The sequence below is a fragment of the Natronobeatus ordinarius genome (genome assembly GCF_024362485.1).
Taxonomy (GTDB): Archaea; Halobacteriota; Halobacteria; order Halobacteriales; family Natrialbaceae; genus Natronobeatus; species Natronobeatus ordinarius.
In genome coordinates this window covers 2883300-2901990 of record NZ_CP101456.1, presented here as the reverse complement: position 1 = coordinate 2901990, position 18691 = coordinate 2883300, and the positions used below count along the sequence as shown (strand labels likewise).

Below are 18691 nucleotides of genomic sequence, written 5' to 3'. Positions count from 1 at the left end.
ACGAGCGCGGCTCACCGGAAACGCCAGGCTCATAGGCGCTCGCTCGAGTCGGTCACGTAGACACGTCTCAGATGAACTGGCAGTACCGGCACGTGGTTCTGCTCCTCTGTATGCTCGCGTTTTTCGTCACGTACTTCGCTCGGCTGGCGATCAGTCCGGTCGTCCCGTTCATCACCGAGGAGTTCGAGATTTCGAACACGCTGATGGGTATCGCCCTGACGGGGATGTGGCTCGCGTACGGTCTCGCGCAGTTTCCGAGCGGGCTCCTCGCCGATCGCCACGGCGAGAAGCTGATCATCCTGGTCGCCGTCGGCGGCACGACGGTGATGAGCCTCCTGCTCGCGCTGTCGCCGGCCTACGGCGTGTTCGTTCTGGCAGCAATCGTCCTCGGTGGCGTCGCGGGGCTCCACTACGCGGTCGCGACGACGTTGCTGTCGAGGACGTTCGACGAGCTCGGGACCGCCGTCGGCGTTCACTCGATCGGTGGGCCGCTGGCGGGCCTGATCGCGCCGGTCGCCGCGGCCTGGATCGGCGTGCGGTACGGCTGGCGTCCCGCGATCGCGGCGACCGCGATCGTCGGCATCCCGGTCTTCGCGCTGTTTCTCTGGCGGGTCCGTCCGACCGATCCCCGACGGCCGGACGAGCCGTTAAGAGCGAGCCTGGAACTCGGCGCACTCGTCGGGCTCGTCTCCCGGCCGAAAATCGCGTTTCCCCTCCTCATCGCGACGGCTGGCACGTACGTCGTCCAGGGATTGCTCTCGTTTTTCCCCGCGTTCCTGATCGCGTTTCACGACTACACGGCGACCGCAGCCGGCGTCGCGTTCTCCGTCTTCTTCCTGGTGAGAGCTGGCAGCCAGATCGTTCTCGGTCGCGCCTCCGACGCCTACGGGAGAGACGCCGCGATCGCCGGTTCGATGCTCGCCGGGGCCGTCGGACTGCCGCTGCTCCTCCTGAATCCGGGGCTCCTCACGATGGCCGTCGGCGTCGTCTTCATCGGCGTCAGTTCGAGTTTCTTCTCGGCGATCGATCCACGGTTCATGGACGCACTCCCCGTCGAAGAGCGAGGAACCGGATTCGGCCTCGTCCGAACGGTGTACACCGTCCTCGGCGCGAGCGGCTCGGTCGGCGTCGGCCTCACTGCCGACCTGTTCGGCTGGGCCGCCGCCTTCGGAACGCTGACGGTCCTCTTTTCGGCCTCGTTTCTCGCACTGGTGTTGAATCGAGTACTCAGTACGGGATACTGATCGAGTCGCAAAACGCTTATCTGGTCTGGCACAGCCAGTCATGGTATGTCAGAGCCACGCATCGTCACGGTCGGCGCGTCGCCGATCGGGGCGACCGAACTCACCGGTCGGGATCTGTTTTCGGCCGCGTTGACGGAAGCGTTCGATGGCCTGCCGGATCCCGCCGAGCTCGTCGAGGCGGTGTACGTCGGCAACCAGTCAGAACGGTACGAGGGACAGATCATGTACGGCACGCTGCTCGCCGAGTGGGCGGGTCTGCGAAACGTCCCGGCCGAACGGGTCGAGGGCTGTGCGGCCGCCGGCGCGCTCGCGCTAAAACACGCGGTCCAGGACGTTCGCGCCGGCACCTACGACGCCGTCCTCGCCTGCGGCGTCGAGAAGATGACCGCCGGCGGGACCGCGCTGGCGACCGACGCGCTCTCCTCGGCGTTCGACCGCGCGCTCGAGCAGCGTTCAGGGATCACGGCCCCGAGCCAGTACGCCCTGCTCGCCCAGCGCTACCTCCACGAGACCGACGCGACCGAGGAAGCGCTGGCGAAGATCGCGGTGAAGAACCACCGCAACGCGGCACAGAATCCGCGTGCGCACTTCGGGCGGGAAGTAGACGCAGAGACCGTCCTCGAGTCGGACTACATCGCCCCGCCGCTGAAGCTGTTCGACTGTGCGCCCGTGAGCGACGGCGCGGCCGCCGTGCTCGTGACGACTGCGGAACTGGCCGACGAACTCGTCGCCCGAGACGAGCGGGTCCGCGTTTCCGGCGTCGGCGCGGCGGCGAACAACATCGCCGTCGCCGAGCGCGACCTGACGTTCGTCGAGGGAGCGAACGTCGCCGCGACGACGGCGTACGAGCAAGCCGGCGTCGACCCCGAGGACGTCGACGTCGCGGAGGTCCACGATGCGTTCACCGTCTGTGAGGCCCTGCTCGCCGAAGCCGTCGGCTTCGCCCCGCGAGGTCGGGGCTACGAGAGCGCCCTCGAGCCCGACGAGCGCTCCGAGGGGTGGACCGACGTCCACCTCAGCACGAGCGGCGGGCTGAAAGCGCGCGGGCACCCGATCGGGGCGACCGGACTCATGCAGGCGATCGAGGCCTACGAACAGCTCACCGGGCAGGCCGGCGATCGACAGGTGGCCGACGCCGAGACGGGGCTGCTCCTGAACGAGGGCGGCGTCGCCGACGCCGTTACCGTCGCCCACCTGCTCACCGCGGAGGGATCGGCATGAGCGACGAGTACGCCGACTACGCCCTCGAGTCGCCCGCCGACGTGACCCCCGAGAACCCGTACACGCTTCCCGGCTTCTTCGCGGCGATGGCCGACGGCCAGTTCCTCGCCGCCCGCTGTACGGATTGTGAGACGCGCCTCGTACCCCCACGGCCGGCCTGCTACGCCTGTGGAAGTCGTGCGCTCGAACTCGAAGAGCAACCCCGGGAAGGAACCGTCGTCTCCTACACCGAGGTCAGGAACCCACCCTCGGCGTTCGCCGACGAGGCGCCCTACACCGTCGCCGTCGTCGAACTCGACTCCGGTGCGCGGCTGACGGGCCGGGTCGACGCCCCCTACGAGGCGGTCGCGATCGACGATCCGGTCCGACTCACGATCCAGGAGCCGGGGCCGGCCGAACTCGAGGTCGCCCGCGAGTACGAGGAGGCGTGGCCGATCCACGTCTTCGAGCCGCTCGAGTAACTGTTCTCTTCGGGCGGGAGTACCGCGAGCGTAAACGCCGGGGAGGATGTCACCTGAGAATCGGCTGGCGGCAACCCGAACCGAAATCGATCGGACTCGAGCCGTCGGTGGTGCGGTTCGTGGAACTCCCGCGTCAGTTCCACTCGCTCTGGGAGCGTCGCTCCAGCAGCGCTCGGAACTGTTCGGTCGTTCGCTCGAGTAGTTCGCCGGTCGACCAGTCGAGGATGACGCCGTATCGCCGGACGAGGTCGAGTTCGTCGAGTTCGCCCGCCCGGTAGCGCTCGGCGATCGACCTCGAGCGACTGCGCGGAGCCACTCGGTGCGGTGCTCGCGAATGTGTGCTCGCTCCTGTGCTGTCGCCTCTCGGTCGATCGCGTACTCACACAGGTCGGGGTCGACCGGTTCGATCACGACGCCGTAATCTTTCCGCGCCCGTTCGACGGAGACGTACTCGTCTTCGACGTCCTCGAGGACCGCCTCGGGATCGCGATCCAGTGGGTCGCCGAAGCCACCACCGCCCGAGGAGGGTCGCACGAACTCGTCGCCTTCGTCGATCGGGACGTTCGAGAACACCGTCCCCATCTCCGTCGGCTCGTCCCCCCTGGTGAGGGTCACGCCGTGGGGGACGCCTGGAAGGCCGCCGTTGATCCCCCACGTGATCGACCGCGCTCGGTCGGAGCAGTAGGAGATGACGCTGTTTTCACACTCGAGCAGTCGGCCACCTTTGCGGACGCCACAGCCGCCGCGGAACTCGCCGGGGCCGCCGGAGTCAGTGACGATCGAGTGCTCGCTCGTGAGCAACGGCGTGTCTCGTTCCTGGCCCTCCAGCGACTGGACGGCGAGCCCGGCACCGAAGACGGGTGCGGTCGCGTTCGAGCCGTCTTTGCCGTCGCGACCACCCCAGCCACCGGCCATCCAGTCGTACCACATGAACTCCTGACCGTTTCGGCCGGGTCGGTGGTCTCGACCGCCGGCGAGCAGATACTCGAGGTTGAACGCACAGGCCATCGCCCGCTCGGGGAGGACTTCGGACCAGAGTTCGAAGATGGCGTTCATGACCTTCTCGTAGGCACCCGCGATGGCGCCCGCCGTTGGTCCCGAATTCGCGATCCGAGCCGCGTAGTACGCGATGGCTTCGGTCCTGTTGTCGAGGCTGGCCGCAGACGGTCGTAATCGACCTGGAGTGACGTGAAACGGCTCCTGTAGAACAGGGGGTGAGAGACTGGACAACGTCGCAAGTCGATCGGCGCCCAGTGGAATGTATACAAAGATAATATAAGATAGGCTCCGAACGATCCCCAGATGAGTCAGGTATTAGATGAGCGAGACGTCGAGATCCTGTTCGCGATCGCGGAGGGGAAAACGCTCAGCACCGAGGAGATCCACGAGGAGACGGAGATTCCGAAATCGACGGTTCACTACCGCCTACAGAGCCTGAAAGAAGAGGGTATTATCACGAACGACCTCTATGAACTCGACCTCGGGAAGGTCGGCCTCGGTATCACCGTCATCTCGGAGATCTGGGCCGAGTTCGGCGAGGGTTATCACGAGCGGATCGGGCGGAAGCTCGCCGAGATCGAAGGCGCCAATCAGGTCTACTTCACGATGGGGGAGACGGATTTCGTCGTCATCGCCCGGCTCACCTCGCGGGAGATGGTCGAGCGGCTCGTCGAGGACTACGAGTCGATCGAGGAGGTGCATCGGACCAGTTCGAAGTTCGTCATCACGACGCTCAAATCGGACACCGGCATCGGCACGCTTAGAGACTACAGCCGGGAGTCGCTCCTCGCTGAACACGGGCTGGACGGGGACGAAGCCGAGCGGTGACGTCTCACCCTCGGCGTCCCTCGCAGTACAGGGACGCTCACTCAGATAGCCCGCCGTGACGGTAGGTCCGTGTGCAGGTCGGTGGAACGCACCCGGGCTCGAGACATCAGTGCGTCTCACGCCGGTTCGACCTCCGCTTTACAATCCACGGTGCCGTGGCCGCTCCTCTCGAGAATCTGCACCGACCGATCACGGGACACCCACGAAACACTAGTAAAGGCTGGCTCACGAACACTCACGCAGATGAACGCCACACTGGACGAGCGAGACGTCGAGATCCTGTTCGCGATCGCGGAGGAAGAATCGCTCAGCACGGAAACGATCCACGAGGTGACGGGGATTCCGAAATCCACGGTCCACTACCGCTTACAGAACCTGAAAGAGGAGGGCGTCATCACGAACGACCTCTACGAACTCGACCTCGAGAAGGTCGGCTTCGGAATCACCGTCATCTCGGAAGTCTGGGCCGAGTTCGGGGAGGGCTATCACGAGCGGATCGGGCAGAAGCTGGCCGAGATCGAGGGGGTAAACCAGGTCTACTTCACGATGGGGGAGACGGATTTCGTCGTCATCTCACGGCTCACCTCGCGCGATATGGTCGAACGGCTCGTCGAGGACTACGAGTCGATCGAGGAGGTGCGCCGAACCAGCTCGAAGTTCGTCATCACGACGCTCAAGGCGGATACCGGCATCGGCACGCTCAGAGATTACAGCCGGGAATCCCTGCTGGGCGCACACGGGCTATCCGAGCAGAACGCGGGGGAGTGACGCCGGGCCGTTCGAGCCGGCTGACCGATGGCCGTGGTCAGACGGGTTGCCGGACCGAGTTACCGGTACCCGCCGGCTGGTCGCATGTGTACCTGACCTCAAACAGCAGTTCGTCTCAATCGGTGCGGCGGTCCCGGGCGGTGGTTCGAATCGCCTCACAGATGACGTCCATACCGACGTCGGCCTGTTCGGCCGTGAGCACGAGTGGCGGGATCAGCCGAAGGACGTTCCCGTGTCTTCCGGCACTCCAGACGAGGACACCGTTTTCGTAACAGCGCTGCTGGATCGCCAGGACGAACTCTTTCGACGGGCCATCCTCGTCGGCGAACTCGACGCCCACGAACAGCCCCTTGCCTCTGACGTCCACGATCTCGGGGACGTCGGCGGCGATCTCGTGGAACCGGTCGCGGATGGCAGAACCGAGCGTTCGGGCGTGGGCGAGCAGGTCGTGTTCCTCGATGTACTCGATCGCCCGGAGGCCACCGACCATCGCCGGGACGTTGCCCCGGAAGGTGCCGACGTGGCCACCCGGTCCCCAGGTGTCGAACTTCTCGTGGTAGAGCATCGCGCCGATCGGGAGACCACTGCCGCCGAGGGCTTTCGCCATCGTGATCGCGTCCGGCGTCACGTCGAAGTGGTCGCTGGCGAACCACTCGCCCGTGCGACCGAGGCCGGTCTGGATCTCGTCGACGATCAACAGCGCGTCGTTGTCGTCGGCGATCTCACGGAGTCCCTGCAGGAACTCCGCTGGCGGGACGACGACGCCACCTTCACCCTGGATCGGCTCGACCCAGATGCCAGCGGGCGACTCGTGGCCGCCGTACGGGTTCTCGAACTTCCGCTGGGCGGCGTCGAGCGCCCGGTCGCAGTCGACGCCCCCGTCGCCGTCGGACGGATAGGGTGCGTGTACGACGTCCGGGAGCAGCGGGGCGTACCCCTCCTTGTACGTCTTGCCGGCCGTGAGGCTCAGTGCGCCCGCGGTCGTCCCGTGGTACGCTCCCTCGAAGGCGAGCAGGCCGTGTCGGCCGGTGTTGTGCTTTGCGAGCTTGATCGAGCCCTCGATCGCGTCGCTGCCGCTCGGACCGCCGAAAACGACGTTGCTCGCCCCGGCCAGCCCGCCAGGGGCGATCTCGCGTAGCTTCTCGATCAGATCGACGCGCGCCTGCGTCGGGAAGTCGATCGTGTGGGTGTATCGGTCGAGTTGTTCGTGAACGCCCTCGAGGACGTACGGGTTCGAGTGACCGACGTTGAGGACGCCGATGCCGCCGAAGAAGTCGAGGAACGTGTTTCCGTCGACGTCTCGAACCGTCGCACCGCGAGCCTCCTCGAGTGCGATCGGAACCCGTCTCGGGTAGGCAACGGCGCTACTGTCGATCTCCCGTTGGCGGGCGAGCAGCCGTTCGGAAGCGGGTCCCGGAACGGTGTCGACATCCGGCTCGGTGGAAAAGTGGAGTTCGTGAATCGGTGGATCAGCACACATACAAGCGTCTGTTCGCTATTTCGGCTTATACTTTGTTATGTGTTCTACCTGAGGGCGAAATATTGGTTGCTGTCCAACACCCGGTGTGTCCTCCCCCGTCGAAACCGCGTTCGACTATACCGTCGATGGCTCGGTCGTCCCCCCGATGGAGACGCGGTCGAAGATCGGCACGGTCTGACTCGGTCGCAGCCGGCGAGGTCTTTTTGTCGCTCGCTCCCTGAACCGGGGTATGCATCGCGGACTCGACACTGGCGACTTCTCGCAGTCGCTCCGCGTCCTCGCCCTGGGGCCGCCGTGGCTCGAGGAGGCGGCCGTCACTATCGAGGGCGAAGGAGTCACCGTCGACAGTGAACGGGCGGCCGACGACGGGACCGTCCCGACCGGCGAGGTCGACTGCGTGCTCACCGACGATCGGCGGACGATCGAGTCCATCGACGACCGGATGCCGGTCGTCCTCGTGGCCGAGCCAGAAGCGGCGGTCGACGTCGATCGGGTGCTCGAGGACGGCGTCGCCGACGTGGTGACGCGGGCGACGCTCGAGGACGGGTCGCTGCTTCGCCACCGACTTCGACGAGCAGCCGAGTGGTCGGGCAGCCGTCACGCGTTAGATCGACAGGAGGCGTGGTACCGGTTGCTGGCCGAACGCTCGTCGGCGATCCTCGTGGTCGTCGACGAGAACCGGAAGGTGACGTACGTCAGCCCCTCGGTCGAGCGGCTCACCGGCTACGACGTGAGCGAGTTACTGGACGGACAGGGGAGCGAGTTCGTCCATCCCGACGACTACGACGCGTGCGTCGACGCGTTCGAATCAGTGTACGGGGACGGGCCGGACGCGACGGAGACGTGTGAGTACCGAATCCAACACGCCGACGGCAGCTGGCACGTCCACGAGGCCGCGTTCACGAACCGGCTCGAGGATCCGATCGTCGAGGGCGTGGTCGTCTCGATTCGCGACGTCACCAAACACCGTCGAATCGAGCGTGAGCTGGGTGAATCCCTCGAGCGGGTTACCGACGCGTTCTTCGCCCTCGACGCGGAGTGGCGCTTTACGTACGTCAACGATCGAGCGGCGTCGATTTTCGGGATCGAACCCGAGCAGTTGCTCGGGCAACGATTCCTCGAGGTGTTCCCCGAAGCCGCCGGAACAGATCTCGAGCGGGCGGCCGTCGACGCGATGAGGAGCCAGGAGCCGGGGACGCTAGAGACCTATTACGAACCGTACGAGATCTGGATCGACGTCCGCCTGTATCCGTCGCAATCGGGCCTCTCGGTGTACTTCAGGGACGTGTCCGACCGGGTCGAACGCGAACGAGAGGTCGTCGACCGGACCGAACAGCTCGAGACGCTGGTCGAGAACGTTCCCGTCATCCTGTACGCGCTCGACGCGGAGGGGACGTTCACGCTCTCTGAGGGGCGGGGGCTCGAGCCCCTCGACCTTCAGCCGGACGAGGCCGTCGGCGAATCGCTCTTCGACCTGTTCGCCGACCAGCCCGCGATCTGTGCTGACGCGAGGCGGGCGCTCGACGGCGAACCAGTCCACAGCTACCGGACCGTCGGCGACCGGATCTTCGAGACGTGGTACCGGCCGATCGTCCGCGACGGACAGCTCGAGCGGGTGATCGGCGTCGGCGTCGACGTGACCGAACGCACCCAGTACGGGCGGGCGCTGAGTGCGTTACAGGAGACGACCGGCCGGCTGCTCGCCGTCGAGTCGAAGCAGGCTGCCTGTGAGTACGTCGTCGACGTCGCAGCCGACGCACTCGGCCTCGAGAACGCCGTCGTCTACCGGTTCGACGAACGGGAGAACGGACTCGATCCGGCGGCGTACTCGACGACGCTCGTCTCGACCGTCGGGATGCCGCCTCGTATCCAGCCGAACGAGAGCGTCACGTGGGATGCGTTCGTCGACGGCTCCCCGCGACTGGTTAGCGACGTCGGTGAACGTCCCCTCCTCGACGGCGACCACGGCGACGTCCGAAACGGACTCTTCGTTCCGCTCGGCGAACACGGCGTCTTCGTGGCGCTCTCGACGGAGCCCGGTGAACTCGACGAAGGCGACCTCGACCTCGCGCAGTTGCTCTGTGCGACCGCGGAGGCAGCGCTGGATCGGATCGGTCGAACCCGACGGCTCCACGAGCGCGAACGCGAACTCAAGCGACAGAACGCGCGCCTCGAGCGACTGAACCGCACCGGTCGGCTCAGAGAGGACGTCGAGGAACACCTCCTGCGGGCGGAGAGCCGAACGGAGATCGAACGGGGCGTCTGTGAGCGACTGATCGAACTCGATGAGTGCGTCTTCGCCTGGATCGGTGAACCCGATCCCGGTGGCACGCACGTCGTCCGCCGCGAGTCGGCCGGCGTGGAACGTGGCTACCTCGACGCCGTCACCGTGACGACCGTCGACGCCGACGCCGCCGAACCGGCAGGACGGGCGGTGCGGACGCGATCGACGGTCAGCGTGGAGAACGCCGCCACGTCGTTACGCGACGGTGACTGGCGACCCGAGGCGCTGTCCCGGAACTTCCAGTCGGTTCTCTCGATCCCGCTCGTCTACGACGACTTCCTCTACGGCGTGCTCTCGGTCTACGCCGACCGCCGAAACGCCTTCGACGAGACGATCCAGTCGACGCTCGAGGAACTCGGTGAGGCGATCGCGTACACGATCGACGCCGTCAGCAGAAAGAACGCGCTGTTGAGCGACGCCGTCACCGAAATCGACCTCGCGCTCGGAGACGAGACGGTGTTCGAGACACTGGCGACCCAGTTCGAGACGACGGTCGACCTCGAGGGGGTCGTCCCGGGTGACGACGAGGCTGCGGTCGTCTTCGTGGCCCTCGACGCCACCGTCGAGGGAGACGAGGTGGAAGCGTTCGACGGCGTCGACGAGGCGACCGTCATCGGACGGACCGAGGAACGGACGATGCTTCGCATTCGGCTCACGGAACCGTTTCTCGGAACCGCCGTCGAAGACCAGAACTGTGACCTCCGGGGACTCACGGCCGACGAATCCGGCGTTCGTGCGACGGTCGACGTCCCACAATCGGTCGACGTCCGTCAGGTGCTCGCCGGACTCAACCGCCGTGGTCACACCGTCTCGTTGCTCGCCCGGCGCGAGGCGGCCGCCAGCACGGAAAGCAGCCGCCCTCGTCCGGGCCACCAGCCCCTCTTAGACGATCTCACCGACCGTCAGCGCGAGGTCGTGCAGGTCGCCTACCACGGCGGGTTCTTCGAGTGGCCCCGCCAGAGCACTGGCGAAGAACTCGCGGCGTCACTCGAGATCTCTCCGCCCGCGTTCCACAACCACGTTCGGACGGTCCAGCAGAAGCTCTTCTCGAGCCTGTTTGCCCGAGACCAGCGCAGTGGCGGTTAACTGTTTAACCCCCCTCTGAGTGTCCGATTACAGGATTAATGAATAACCTCTTTACCCATCACGCTGAACGTACGGATAGCTCCCCTTGGGATGCTGGGGGACGTAGTACCAAATGAGTGAGATGACTTCGCAATCGTCACGGACACCGATGGAAACGCAGTATACTGTACAGTACGATCGACTCGACGACGAACCCCTGAGCGTCGCCGTCGCAACCGCCGTCGCGACGTTTTCCGGGATCGACGTTACCGAACTCGAGCCGCTTCACTACGCGATCAACGCCGACGCCCTCGAGCGACTCTTCGAACCCCACGCGGACGGGCTTCGATCGGGGGGGTCAGTGACGTTCGAGTACAATAACTGTCTGGTGACGGTGACCGCCGACGGCGCAATCACCGTCGAATCGGCTGACCGAGCCTGAGGCTGTTCTGGCGGTACTCTCCGGCACACACCTGTCGTGACAGCAGACCACGTTGGGCCAGCGGACGCTCGTATGTGTGCCTACGCGCTCGCACGGGCAATCGACAACAAGGTCCGCGCGAGTGGGTGTGAGTATCGCGTGAGCGGTTGAAACCCGGCTCCACTCGTGTGAGAGACAGCGCCTGAGCCGACGGAACGACGCTCAGTCCTCGACTTCGGGACGGCTCGACAGCCACTCGTGGGCCGCCTCGAGTCGCTCCGGGTCGGTCGCGGTCACGGTGATCCGCTTTCGTTTCTCGCCGGGATAGCAGCCGACGCCGACGTCGAATCGCTCCTGGAGCTCGACCAGCAGGGGATTGAGGTTGCTCTCGGGAACGCTCGAGTAGACGCTTCGCGACCGGACGTCGCCGACGAACTCGTCTTCGACGCGCTCGAAAACTACCTTCATCTCCTCGGGAACCCCCGGGAACACGTAGACGTTCTCGACGACACAGCCGGGAACGATGCCTTCCTCGTTCGGGATCGGCCGTGAGCCCACCGGATACCGCGCCGACCGGTCGACGTCGTAGTCGAACTCCGGGAGCCGGCGTTCGATCTCGCGGACGGTCCGCTCGATGTCCGCCCGAGCCGCCGGGTCGACCTCGAGCGGCCGCTCGAGCGCGTTCGCGACCGCCTCGAGCGTGACGTCGTCGGGAGTCGAGCCCAGCCCGCCAGTGACGACGACGTGGTCGAACCGGTCGGCGAACCCCGACACGGCGCGTTCGATGGCCGGCCCGTCGTCGGAGACGACCCGGATTTCGCGGACGGCGACGCCGCTCGCGGTCAGCCGTTCGGCCAGCCACATCCCGTTCCCGTTGGCGATCTCCCCGGCGAGCAGCTCGTTACCGACGTTGAGAATTCCCGCGGTCGTCATGTTCGATTCGGGGCCCGATACGTCCCCAACCGTCTTCAACGCTTTCGGAAGTGGCCGATCAGCCGTCCACCGCGGGCGCTGCCGGCACCAGCGTCGAGATGCGGGCGTTCTCCTTGAGCTCGAGCCCGCCGCCGGCGACCGACAGCGGCACCAGCGGCAGGTGGCCCATCACCAGCAGCGAGGGGTGTGAGCCGCCGCGGGCGAGCAACTCGTTTCGCGGCTGGAGCGCCAGCGGCTCCTCGCCGTCGACGACGAACTCGTTGTACTGGAGGACGTACTGGCCGCCCGCGAGCTCCCACCAGCCGTACTCGTCGTCCGACTCGCGGTGGGTCGTCGAGATGGGCTCGAGGTCGGCGTCCTCGAGTTCGTCGCCCCCGAAGTCGATGCGTCCGGGGCCGGCGACCTCGTACACCGCGCTCACGGTGAGGTCGACGCCGTGTTCGTGCACCTGTACGGGCTCGTACACCAGGTTGTCGACGCGTTCTGCGAGAGGTCCCATACGAATCGTCTCAACGGAGTGATCGATAAAAAAGGTGGTCGCCTCGAGGGGGCACAGTCACCCCGCGCGAAGTGATCGAAATTAGTAACGCAACTCATCGTCTTGATTCAGTGCTCACCAGTAGTTGAGATATTGGCACTGATGAATACAAAGCGCGTATCGGTCACAGCGAATCAACGAACTGGCTCACGACCTGATTGAACCGCTCAGGTTCTTCGAACGGCGGAGCGTGGCCGCTCTCATTGAACAGTTCCACCCTCGCCTCGGGAACGAGTTCGGCGACGTGCCGAACGGCGTCAACGGAGCCTCTTGTTTCGGCGGCACCAGCACAGACCAGCATCGGAACGTCGATTTTAGGGAGGACAGACCGGTAGTCTCGTGTGTGCGTATCGAACAGGATTGCGCTTTGAATCGGTGGTGGCGTCCGGGAGATTTCGTCGTACTGTAAGGCTCTCATCTCGGCAGTTGGGTCGGCGAAAACCTGCTCCGTGGCCTGATCGATGAGACCTTGCTGGTCTGTCTGAGCCAGTTCAAGCAGGCTCTGTACGTCCTCCAGTCGAGCGAGCCCGTAGTCGTAATCGTTCCATTTGAACCGGGTCGCCTCAATATCAACATCAACCAATCCGCGAATTCGGTCAGTACCGAACTGGTCCACGTAATCCCACGAGACAAACGCGCCCATCGACCAGCCGACCAGAACTACGTCCCCAAGGCCACGCTGCTCGAGGAACGCGTGGAGATCCCGAGCATATTGGGGGACCGTGTGGCCGAGCTCTGTCTTCTCTGACCGGCCGTGTCCTCGACAATCAAACGCGATTGCCCGATACTCGTCCGAGAGCCCGGCCAGCTGCGGTTCGAAGAACCGGAGCCCATGTAATACGCCGTGGAGAAACACAATCGGTTGCCCCTCTCCGAAGTCTTCGTAATAGAGGTCGGCTCCATTACATTGGATGACGGCCATAGCTTCGTACTTCGGGTCCTGTTTCGATAACTGTACGTGCTGCAGACAGCCTCTGTATCGGTCACGGCGATTTCAACACAGCTGTGATCTACCACGGGGAACCGTGTGCGAATCCACGCTGCTCTACGAGACCGCCGCAATCCGGACGACTATGAGGCGTGCGCTCGAGGACTCGAGCATGGTCACGATCCTGTCACCGGAGGTCTCCCGGTTCGTCCGTGCGGTCGCGCCCGATTCCGACGCGGTCCTGGCCGAGATGGACGCCTACGCCGACGAGGAGGGCTTTCCGACGGTCGGTCCCGAGGTCGGCGCGTTCTTGCGGCTGCTCGCCCGGACGACCGATGCGCGACGGATCTTCGAGTTCGGCTCGGGCTACGGCTACTCCGCCTACTGGTTCGCCGAGGCGCTGCCCGACGACGGCGAGCTCGTCCTCACCGAAGTCGACGCCGACGAACTCGAGCTCGCCCGCGAGTACCTGACCCGCGGCGGCTACGACGAGCTGGCGCGGTACGAACTCGGGGACGCCCTCGAGACGATCGACCGCTACGACGGCCCGTTCGAGGTCGTCCTGATCGACCACCAGAAACACCGCTACGTGGAGGCGTTCGAGGCGATCAGGCCGAAGGTTCCCGTCGGCGGCGTGATCGTCGCCGACAACGCCATGACTGCGGGCCCGATTCAGTTCGAACAGTTACTCGAGCTCGTCGAGGGCGCCGACCCCGACGACGTTAACGAGGACACCCGCGGCATCGCTGACTACCTCGAGACGGTGCGAGCCGATCCCGACTTCGAGACCGTCGCGCTCCCACTGGGAGAGGGAATCGCCGTGAGCTACCGGGTCCGGGACGGAATGTCGTAGTCGCCCTCGAGGATGCGCTCTTCGGGCGCGTCAGCGCCCGCCTGTGCGCCGTACTCCCGGAAGCCGAGGAACGTCGTCGTCCCGAACGCGCCGAGGAGCGTCGCCCACGTGAGGGCGGTGAGCGTCGCGGCGACGGCGACCGTCGAGACTGGGAGCGCGGAGCCGACGGCCGCGACGCCGACGACGTGGGCGGGCGTGACGGCGAGGAAGGCGATCCAGAGGCCGATCGACAGCGTGGCGAGCGTGCGACGGCTGACGGTGCGTGCGTATCTCGCCAGCCCGTAGACGCCGACGGTCACGAACGCGACGGCGGCGAGACTCTGGGCTGATGCGGCGAGCGTCGTATTTGCCACACCCGCTGTGGCGAAGAAGGTGAGCGAACCCGCGAGCAGGGGCCGACCGGCGCGATCGGGGAGTTGACTGACGTCGTTCACTGCTTGGCTGGGTGCAGCACACGGTGCGGTATATATCTGTTGGTGGACGAGCAGCTCAGCGACGACCGCTGCCCGGCTGTGGATCGACGTGCGGGGCGGGGAGCAGGTCGTCGAACGGCTGGTCGTCGAGCCACTCGAGCAGGGCGACCAGCTGGTCGGTTGCGGCGTCGAAGAGGCGTTCGCCGACGGCGGGCGTCGCGTCGGTCTGGTCGCCGAAGACGCCGTTCTCGCTGTTCTCGATCGCGTCGTAGGTGACCCGGGCGCCGTTGACGGCCATCTCCTCGGCCTCGAACGTCGGCCGGCCGGCGTCGCGGGCGGCCTCGAGGTACTCCTCGCGCACCAGCTCCCGTGCGATGTGCATGATCATGGCCGTCTCCTTCGGTCCGCCGTGGGGGCCCGGCTGTGCGAAGACGTCCTCGATCAGCTCCGGGATGGACTCGTCCCACATCCACTCGCAGGCGAAGGCGGTGCCGTCGTCGCGCAGGCGACGGCCGACCTCACGGAGGTGGACGACGTTGCCGCCGTGGGCGTTGACGTAGACAATGCGGTCGACACCGTGGTAGGTGAGATTCCGCGAGAGGTTCTCGACGTAGTCCCGGAACACCGGCGCGTCGACCCACATCGTCCCGTGAAACTGGCGGTGGTGGGGACTGACGCCGATCGTGACGGGCGGCGTACAGAGGTGGCCCGTCCGGTCGGTCGCCGCTCGAGCCAGCGCGCGAGCGATCAGGTAGTCGGTCCCCTCCGGGAGGTGGGGTCCGTGTTGTTCGGTCGAGCCGAGCGGGACGACCGCGAGCGACTCCTCGGCCACGTACTCGCCGAGTTCCGGCCACGTCTCGTGGGGGAGATACATGAGACGTGGGTTCGGCTCGAGGAAGAAAACGTTACCCCTCGCCGACGAGTCGTCGGCCCGGTGTTCGAACGCCGGACGTCGGATCTCCGTTCAGGGAATCGACCACGTCCGATCCTCGAGTACCTCTTCCGTCCGATTGTCGGCCAGCCCCATCTCCTCGTAGGTGACGATGGTCTCGACGCCGCGTTCCCGGGCTTCCTCCTGAGGGATCTGCTCGGCGTTGGGTCCCGGTTCGTTCCCGACGTAGGCGATGTTCGGGTTGGTCCCGGCGTCCTCGAGCAGCCGGTAGACGGAGGTCCGTTCGGGTTCGTCGTCGGCCGGTCCCTCGACCTCGTCAATGAGCTGTCGGGGATCGCTGTCGGGGTCGTTCATATCGCCGAACTTGATGATCTGCGGGGGACAGGCAACCTCGCAGGCGGTGGTCCCGACCAGGTCCTCACCTTTCATCCCGTCCTGACGAGAGGGACAGAACGTACACTTGCCCATAACGCCGCGGGGCGGGCGGCTGTCGACCCACTGTCCGCGCTCATCGTAGATGTGATCGGGATCGATCTCTCCCTGCGGGACGTCCGGTTCGCCCCACTGGAAGTAATTGACGCCGTACGGACAGGCCACCTGGCAGTACCGACAGCCGATGCAGATGTCGTAGTCGGTGAGTACGAGGCCGTCTTTCGAGCGAGTGTGTCGGGCCGTCGTCGGACACACCTTCTCACACGGCGCGTCCGAACAGTGCTGACAGGGACGAACCATCAGGTCCGGCTCCCCACCGCGGTCCTCGTCCTCGTAGGCGAGGATGTACATCCAGTTGGCCCCCTCGTCGAGGTTGTGTTCTTGTTGACACGCGACGACGCAGCTGAGACACCCATCACAGTAGGCGAGGTCGATCGCCATCCCCCACTGGACGTTGTCCTCGTCGTCCTCCTGGGCCGCGGCGACGCCATCCGACGGGTCACCGACGGCCGATCGGGGATCGCCGTCGGCGTTCTCTTTCGTCGCCATCGCGCCGAGTCCGAGGAAGGCGGCGCCAGCGCCCATCTTCTTCATCATCTCGCGTCGAGACTCCTCGTCGTCGAGGTCGAACGTCGAGAGGGCGTCGCTCAGCCGTCCTTCCTCCCGGGCGGCTTCGATCTCCTCGGCCATCGGGCGATCGTCCTGGCCGAACTCCTCGACGACGGCGTCGTGGTACTGATCGTAGAACTCCTCCTCCGTGAGTTCTCCCTGGACGAGTCGCTGGGCATCCCGTGCCATCTCCATGCCGAGTTCGGTGTCGTACTCGGTCTCCTCGAGGCGTTCCTCGAGTTCGTCCTGCCACGCCTCACCCATCGGGTGGAACGTCTCGTCGTCGACGTCGTCACCGGGAATCATCGAATCGGTGCACCTCCGGAGCGAGGACCGATCGTATCGAGTGCCGTCATTGTGAAAACCCAACTGCGTGAAACGAGTCCTCGAACGCCCAAAAGCGCCTGCCCTGCATTCTCATGCGTGTCAATCACACACTGCTGGCGGTCGAACGACGACTCCGGTCGCTCCGTCGCTCGCTCGAGCGTCGACGCTGACGGATGGCTGTACCGCTGTCCCGACGCAGCCGCCACAGGGCCACGGTGACGCCGGAGCTGACGTCCAGCGGCCTGTCTCACTCGGAGACGTCGCCGACCCGTTTTGCCTCGTGTTCGGAGACGACTTCTCGGGCCAGTTCGCGCTTCGTGTGCTCCTCGGCCAGATGATCGACGAGCCGCTGGTCGGGACGAACGTCCTCCTTGCAGAGCGGGCAGCGAGCAGGTGGTCGTGATGCCATACCACACGAACGACTGCCGGGGGCAAAAGGTCCGGGCCGGCACGCGTTTTATTTTCCGTGCCGTGGTCGTCTCACCCGCATGGACATCGGCGTACACACCCCACCGCTGGCGGACGAATCGCTCGAGGGCGCGCTCGCCTACCTCGCCGACCGCGGCGTCGACGCGATCGAACCTGGCGTCGGTGGTCACCCGGGCGACGACCACTTGCCTCGCGAGGCGTACCTCGACGACGAGGATGCCCAGGCGGAACTCCACGACCTGCTCTCCGAGTACGACATGCGCATCAGCGCGCTGGCGACCCACAATAATCCGCTCCACCCCGACGAGGACGTGGCGTCGACGGCCGACACCGAACTCCGGGAGGCGATCCGGCTCGCGAGCCAGCTCGAGGTGAACGTCGTCACCTGCTTCTCCGGTCTCCCCGCGGGCGGCCCCGACGACGCGGTCCCGAACTGGATCACCGCTCCGTGGCCGCCCGAACACGCCGAGGCGCTCGCCTACCAGTGGGAGGTCGGCCTCGAGTACTGGGGGGATCTCGCCGCCCACGCCGACGACCACGGGGTCGACGTCGCCATCGAGATGCACCCGAACATGCTCGTCTACGAGCCCCACGGGCTGGTTCGTCTGCGCGAGGAGACGAACGAACGGATCGGAGCGAATTTCGACCCCTCACACCTCTACTGGCAGGGCATCTCGATCACCGACGCGGTCCGCTACCTCGGCGAGCGCGACGCCATCCACCACGTCCACGCCAAGGACACCCGCATCTACGAGGAGCAAGCCCGCGAGAAGGGCGTCCTCGATACGACCCCTTACGACGACGAACCCAACCGTTCGTGGCTCTTTCGCTCGGTTGGCTACGGCCACGGCGAACGCCACTGGAAAGATCTCGTCTCGACGCTCCGGCTGGTCGGCTACGACGACGTCCTGAGCATCGAGCACGAGGATTCGCTGACGAGCTCGCGGGAGGGGCTCGAGAAGGCGATCGAGTTGCTCTCTCGCGTCGTCTTTGCGGAACAGCCCGGCGAGGCCTACTGGGCGGAGTGAGACGGTCTGTTCTGTGTCGTTGTGAGACGACGCGACCGCCGAGCCCCGATTGCCGGCTCCTCGCGCAGTCGATCACCGAATGATCGTCACGGGGACCGTCGCCCTGTCGACGACGCTCTTGGCGACGCTGCCGACGACCTGTTCGCGCTCGCTCGAGAGGCCACGGTGGCCGACGTAGATCGCGTCAGCAGCCGTCGACTCCGCGTGATCAGCGATCGCCTCGGCGGGTCGTCCCGCGAGCAGTTCCGTCTCGACGCGCAGTTCCTCCTGGCGGTCGGTCGCGACGTCCGCCGCCAGGGAGCGGGCGCGCTCGAGCGTCCGCTGGCCGTGCTCGACTGCCGCCTCGCCGCCCGGCATGACGATCTCTCCCTCGACCAGTTCCGTCCGCGGCGTGAGCACGTGGACGATCTCGAGGAGGGCGTCGCTGTCGAGCGCCTGGCGGGTGGCGTACCGGACCGCCTCGTCACTCTCCGCCGATCCGTCGGTTGCGACGACGTAGTGCATACGCGAACCTACCGCCGTCACAATAATAGACACC

18 protein-coding genes and 1 pseudogene are annotated in these 18691 nt (G+C 65.7%); 9 read left to right on the top strand and 10 right to left on the bottom strand.

Annotated features, from left to right (window positions below; translation table 11 throughout):
• The first annotated feature begins 71 nt into the window (after nt 1-71).
• The 3 genes from NMQ09_RS14790 to NMQ09_RS14780 are packed head-to-tail and all read left to right on the top strand — an operon-like array spanning nt 72 to nt 2926.
• The gene (locus NMQ09_RS14790; RefSeq protein ID WP_255191350.1) at nt 72-1244 is read left to right on the top strand and encodes an MFS transporter; all 1173 of its coding nucleotides are present in this window, start codon (nt 72-74) and stop codon (nt 1242-1244) included.
• Nucleotides 1245-1289: 45 nt separating this feature from the next.
• On the top strand, nt 1290-2465 hold the full coding sequence (locus NMQ09_RS14785) for a thiolase C-terminal domain-containing protein (protein WP_255191349.1): 1176 nt from the start codon (nt 1290-1292) through the stop codon (nt 2463-2465).
• A complete protein-coding gene (locus NMQ09_RS14780; RefSeq protein WP_255191348.1) occupies nt 2462-2926 on the top strand; it encodes a Zn-ribbon domain-containing OB-fold protein in 465 nt (154 codons plus the stop codon). The genes NMQ09_RS14785 and NMQ09_RS14780 overlap by 4 nt, the downstream gene beginning before the upstream one ends.
• A gap of 133 nt (nt 2927-3059) precedes the next feature.
• Here NMQ09_RS14780 and NMQ09_RS14775 read toward each other — a convergent pair.
• Nucleotides 3060-4021 (bottom strand): annotated as a pseudogene (locus tag NMQ09_RS14775) (hydantoinase B/oxoprolinase family protein); the annotation flags it as partial.
• Nucleotides 4022-4228: 207 nt separating this feature from the next.
• Here NMQ09_RS14775 and NMQ09_RS14770 point away from each other — a divergent pair.
• On the top strand, nt 4229-4753 hold the full coding sequence (locus NMQ09_RS14770) for an Lrp/AsnC family transcriptional regulator (protein WP_255191347.1): 525 nt from the start codon (nt 4229-4231) through the stop codon (nt 4751-4753).
• Between the two features lie 243 nt (nt 4754-4996).
• Entirely contained in the window at nt 4997-5521 is a 525-nt protein-coding gene (locus NMQ09_RS14765) for an Lrp/AsnC family transcriptional regulator (protein WP_255191346.1), read from the top strand.
• Nucleotides 5522-5636: 115 nt separating this feature from the next.
• On the opposite strand, the gene NMQ09_RS14760 is transcribed toward NMQ09_RS14765, so the two are convergent.
• A complete protein-coding gene (locus NMQ09_RS14760) occupies nt 5637-7001 on the bottom strand; it encodes an aspartate aminotransferase family protein (RefSeq protein ID WP_255191345.1) in 1365 nt (454 codons plus the stop codon).
• Between the two features lie 229 nt (nt 7002-7230).
• On the opposite strand from NMQ09_RS14760, the gene NMQ09_RS14755 reads away from it, so the two are divergent.
• Entirely contained in the window at nt 7231-10371 is a 3141-nt protein-coding gene (locus NMQ09_RS14755; protein ID WP_255191344.1) for a PAS domain S-box protein, read from the top strand.
• Nucleotides 10372-10519: 148 nt separating this feature from the next.
• The gene (locus NMQ09_RS14750) at nt 10520-10792 is read left to right on the top strand and encodes a HalOD1 output domain-containing protein (protein WP_255191343.1); all 273 of its coding nucleotides are present in this window, start codon (nt 10520-10522) and stop codon (nt 10790-10792) included.
• 201 nt (nt 10793-10993) lie between these two features.
• Here NMQ09_RS14750 and NMQ09_RS14745 read toward each other — a convergent pair whose 3' ends face one another.
• The 3 genes from NMQ09_RS14745 to NMQ09_RS14735 form a co-directional block, all read right to left on the bottom strand.
• On the bottom strand, nt 10994-11704 hold the full coding sequence (locus tag NMQ09_RS14745; protein ID WP_255191342.1) for a competence/damage-inducible protein A: 711 nt from the start codon (nt 11702-11704) through the stop codon (nt 10994-10996).
• 58 nt (nt 11705-11762) lie between these two features.
• The gene (locus tag NMQ09_RS14740; RefSeq protein ID WP_255191341.1) at nt 11763-12203 is read right to left on the bottom strand and encodes a dCTP deaminase/dUTPase family protein; all 441 of its coding nucleotides are present in this window, start codon (nt 12201-12203) and stop codon (nt 11763-11765) included.
• Between the two features lie 163 nt (nt 12204-12366).
• A complete protein-coding gene (locus tag NMQ09_RS14735; RefSeq protein WP_255191340.1) occupies nt 12367-13164 on the bottom strand; it encodes an alpha/beta fold hydrolase in 798 nt (265 codons plus the stop codon).
• Between the two features lie 178 nt (nt 13165-13342).
• Here NMQ09_RS14735 and NMQ09_RS14730 point away from each other — a divergent pair, with 178 nt between their 5' ends.
• Nucleotides 13343-14023: an O-methyltransferase gene (locus NMQ09_RS14730; protein WP_255191339.1), complete on the top strand. Its 681-nt coding sequence runs from the start codon at nt 13343-13345 to the stop codon at nt 14021-14023.
• Here NMQ09_RS14730 and NMQ09_RS14725 read toward each other — a convergent pair.
• The 4 genes from NMQ09_RS14725 to NMQ09_RS14710 all read right to left on the bottom strand — a co-directional run bounded on the left by NMQ09_RS14725 (nt 13996) and on the right by NMQ09_RS14710 (nt 17105).
• Nucleotides 13996-14457 carry a hypothetical protein gene (locus NMQ09_RS14725; protein WP_255191338.1) on the bottom strand — a complete coding sequence of 154 codons (462 nt, stop codon included), beginning with the start codon at nt 14455-14457 and terminating at the stop codon, nt 13996-13998. The genes NMQ09_RS14730 and NMQ09_RS14725 overlap by 28 nt on opposite strands.
• 55 nt (nt 14458-14512) lie before the next feature.
• Complete coding sequence (locus NMQ09_RS14720) at nt 14513-15310, bottom strand: creatininase family protein (protein ID WP_255191337.1); 798 nt, start codon at nt 15308-15310, stop codon at nt 14513-14515.
• A 90-nt stretch (nt 15311-15400) separates the two neighbouring features.
• Nucleotides 15401-16675, bottom strand: coding sequence for a 4Fe-4S ferredoxin N-terminal domain-containing protein (locus tag NMQ09_RS14715; protein ID WP_255191336.1), 1275 nt, complete (start codon nt 16673-16675; stop codon nt 15401-15403).
• Between the two features lie 268 nt (nt 16676-16943).
• Complete coding sequence (locus NMQ09_RS14710; RefSeq protein ID WP_255191335.1) at nt 16944-17105, bottom strand: hypothetical protein; 162 nt, start codon at nt 17103-17105, stop codon at nt 16944-16946.
• A 79-nt stretch (nt 17106-17184) separates the two neighbouring features.
• Here NMQ09_RS14710 and NMQ09_RS14705 point away from each other — a divergent pair, with 79 nt between their 5' ends.
• On the top strand, nt 17185-18153 hold the full coding sequence (locus NMQ09_RS14705; RefSeq protein ID WP_255191334.1) for a sugar phosphate isomerase/epimerase family protein: 969 nt from the start codon (nt 17185-17187) through the stop codon (nt 18151-18153).
• Between the two features lie 72 nt (nt 18154-18225).
• On the opposite strand, the gene NMQ09_RS14700 is transcribed toward NMQ09_RS14705, so the two are convergent.
• Entirely contained in the window at nt 18226-18657 is a 432-nt protein-coding gene (locus tag NMQ09_RS14700) for a universal stress protein (RefSeq protein WP_255191333.1), read from the bottom strand.
• Nucleotides 18658-18691: the final 34 nt, after the last annotated feature.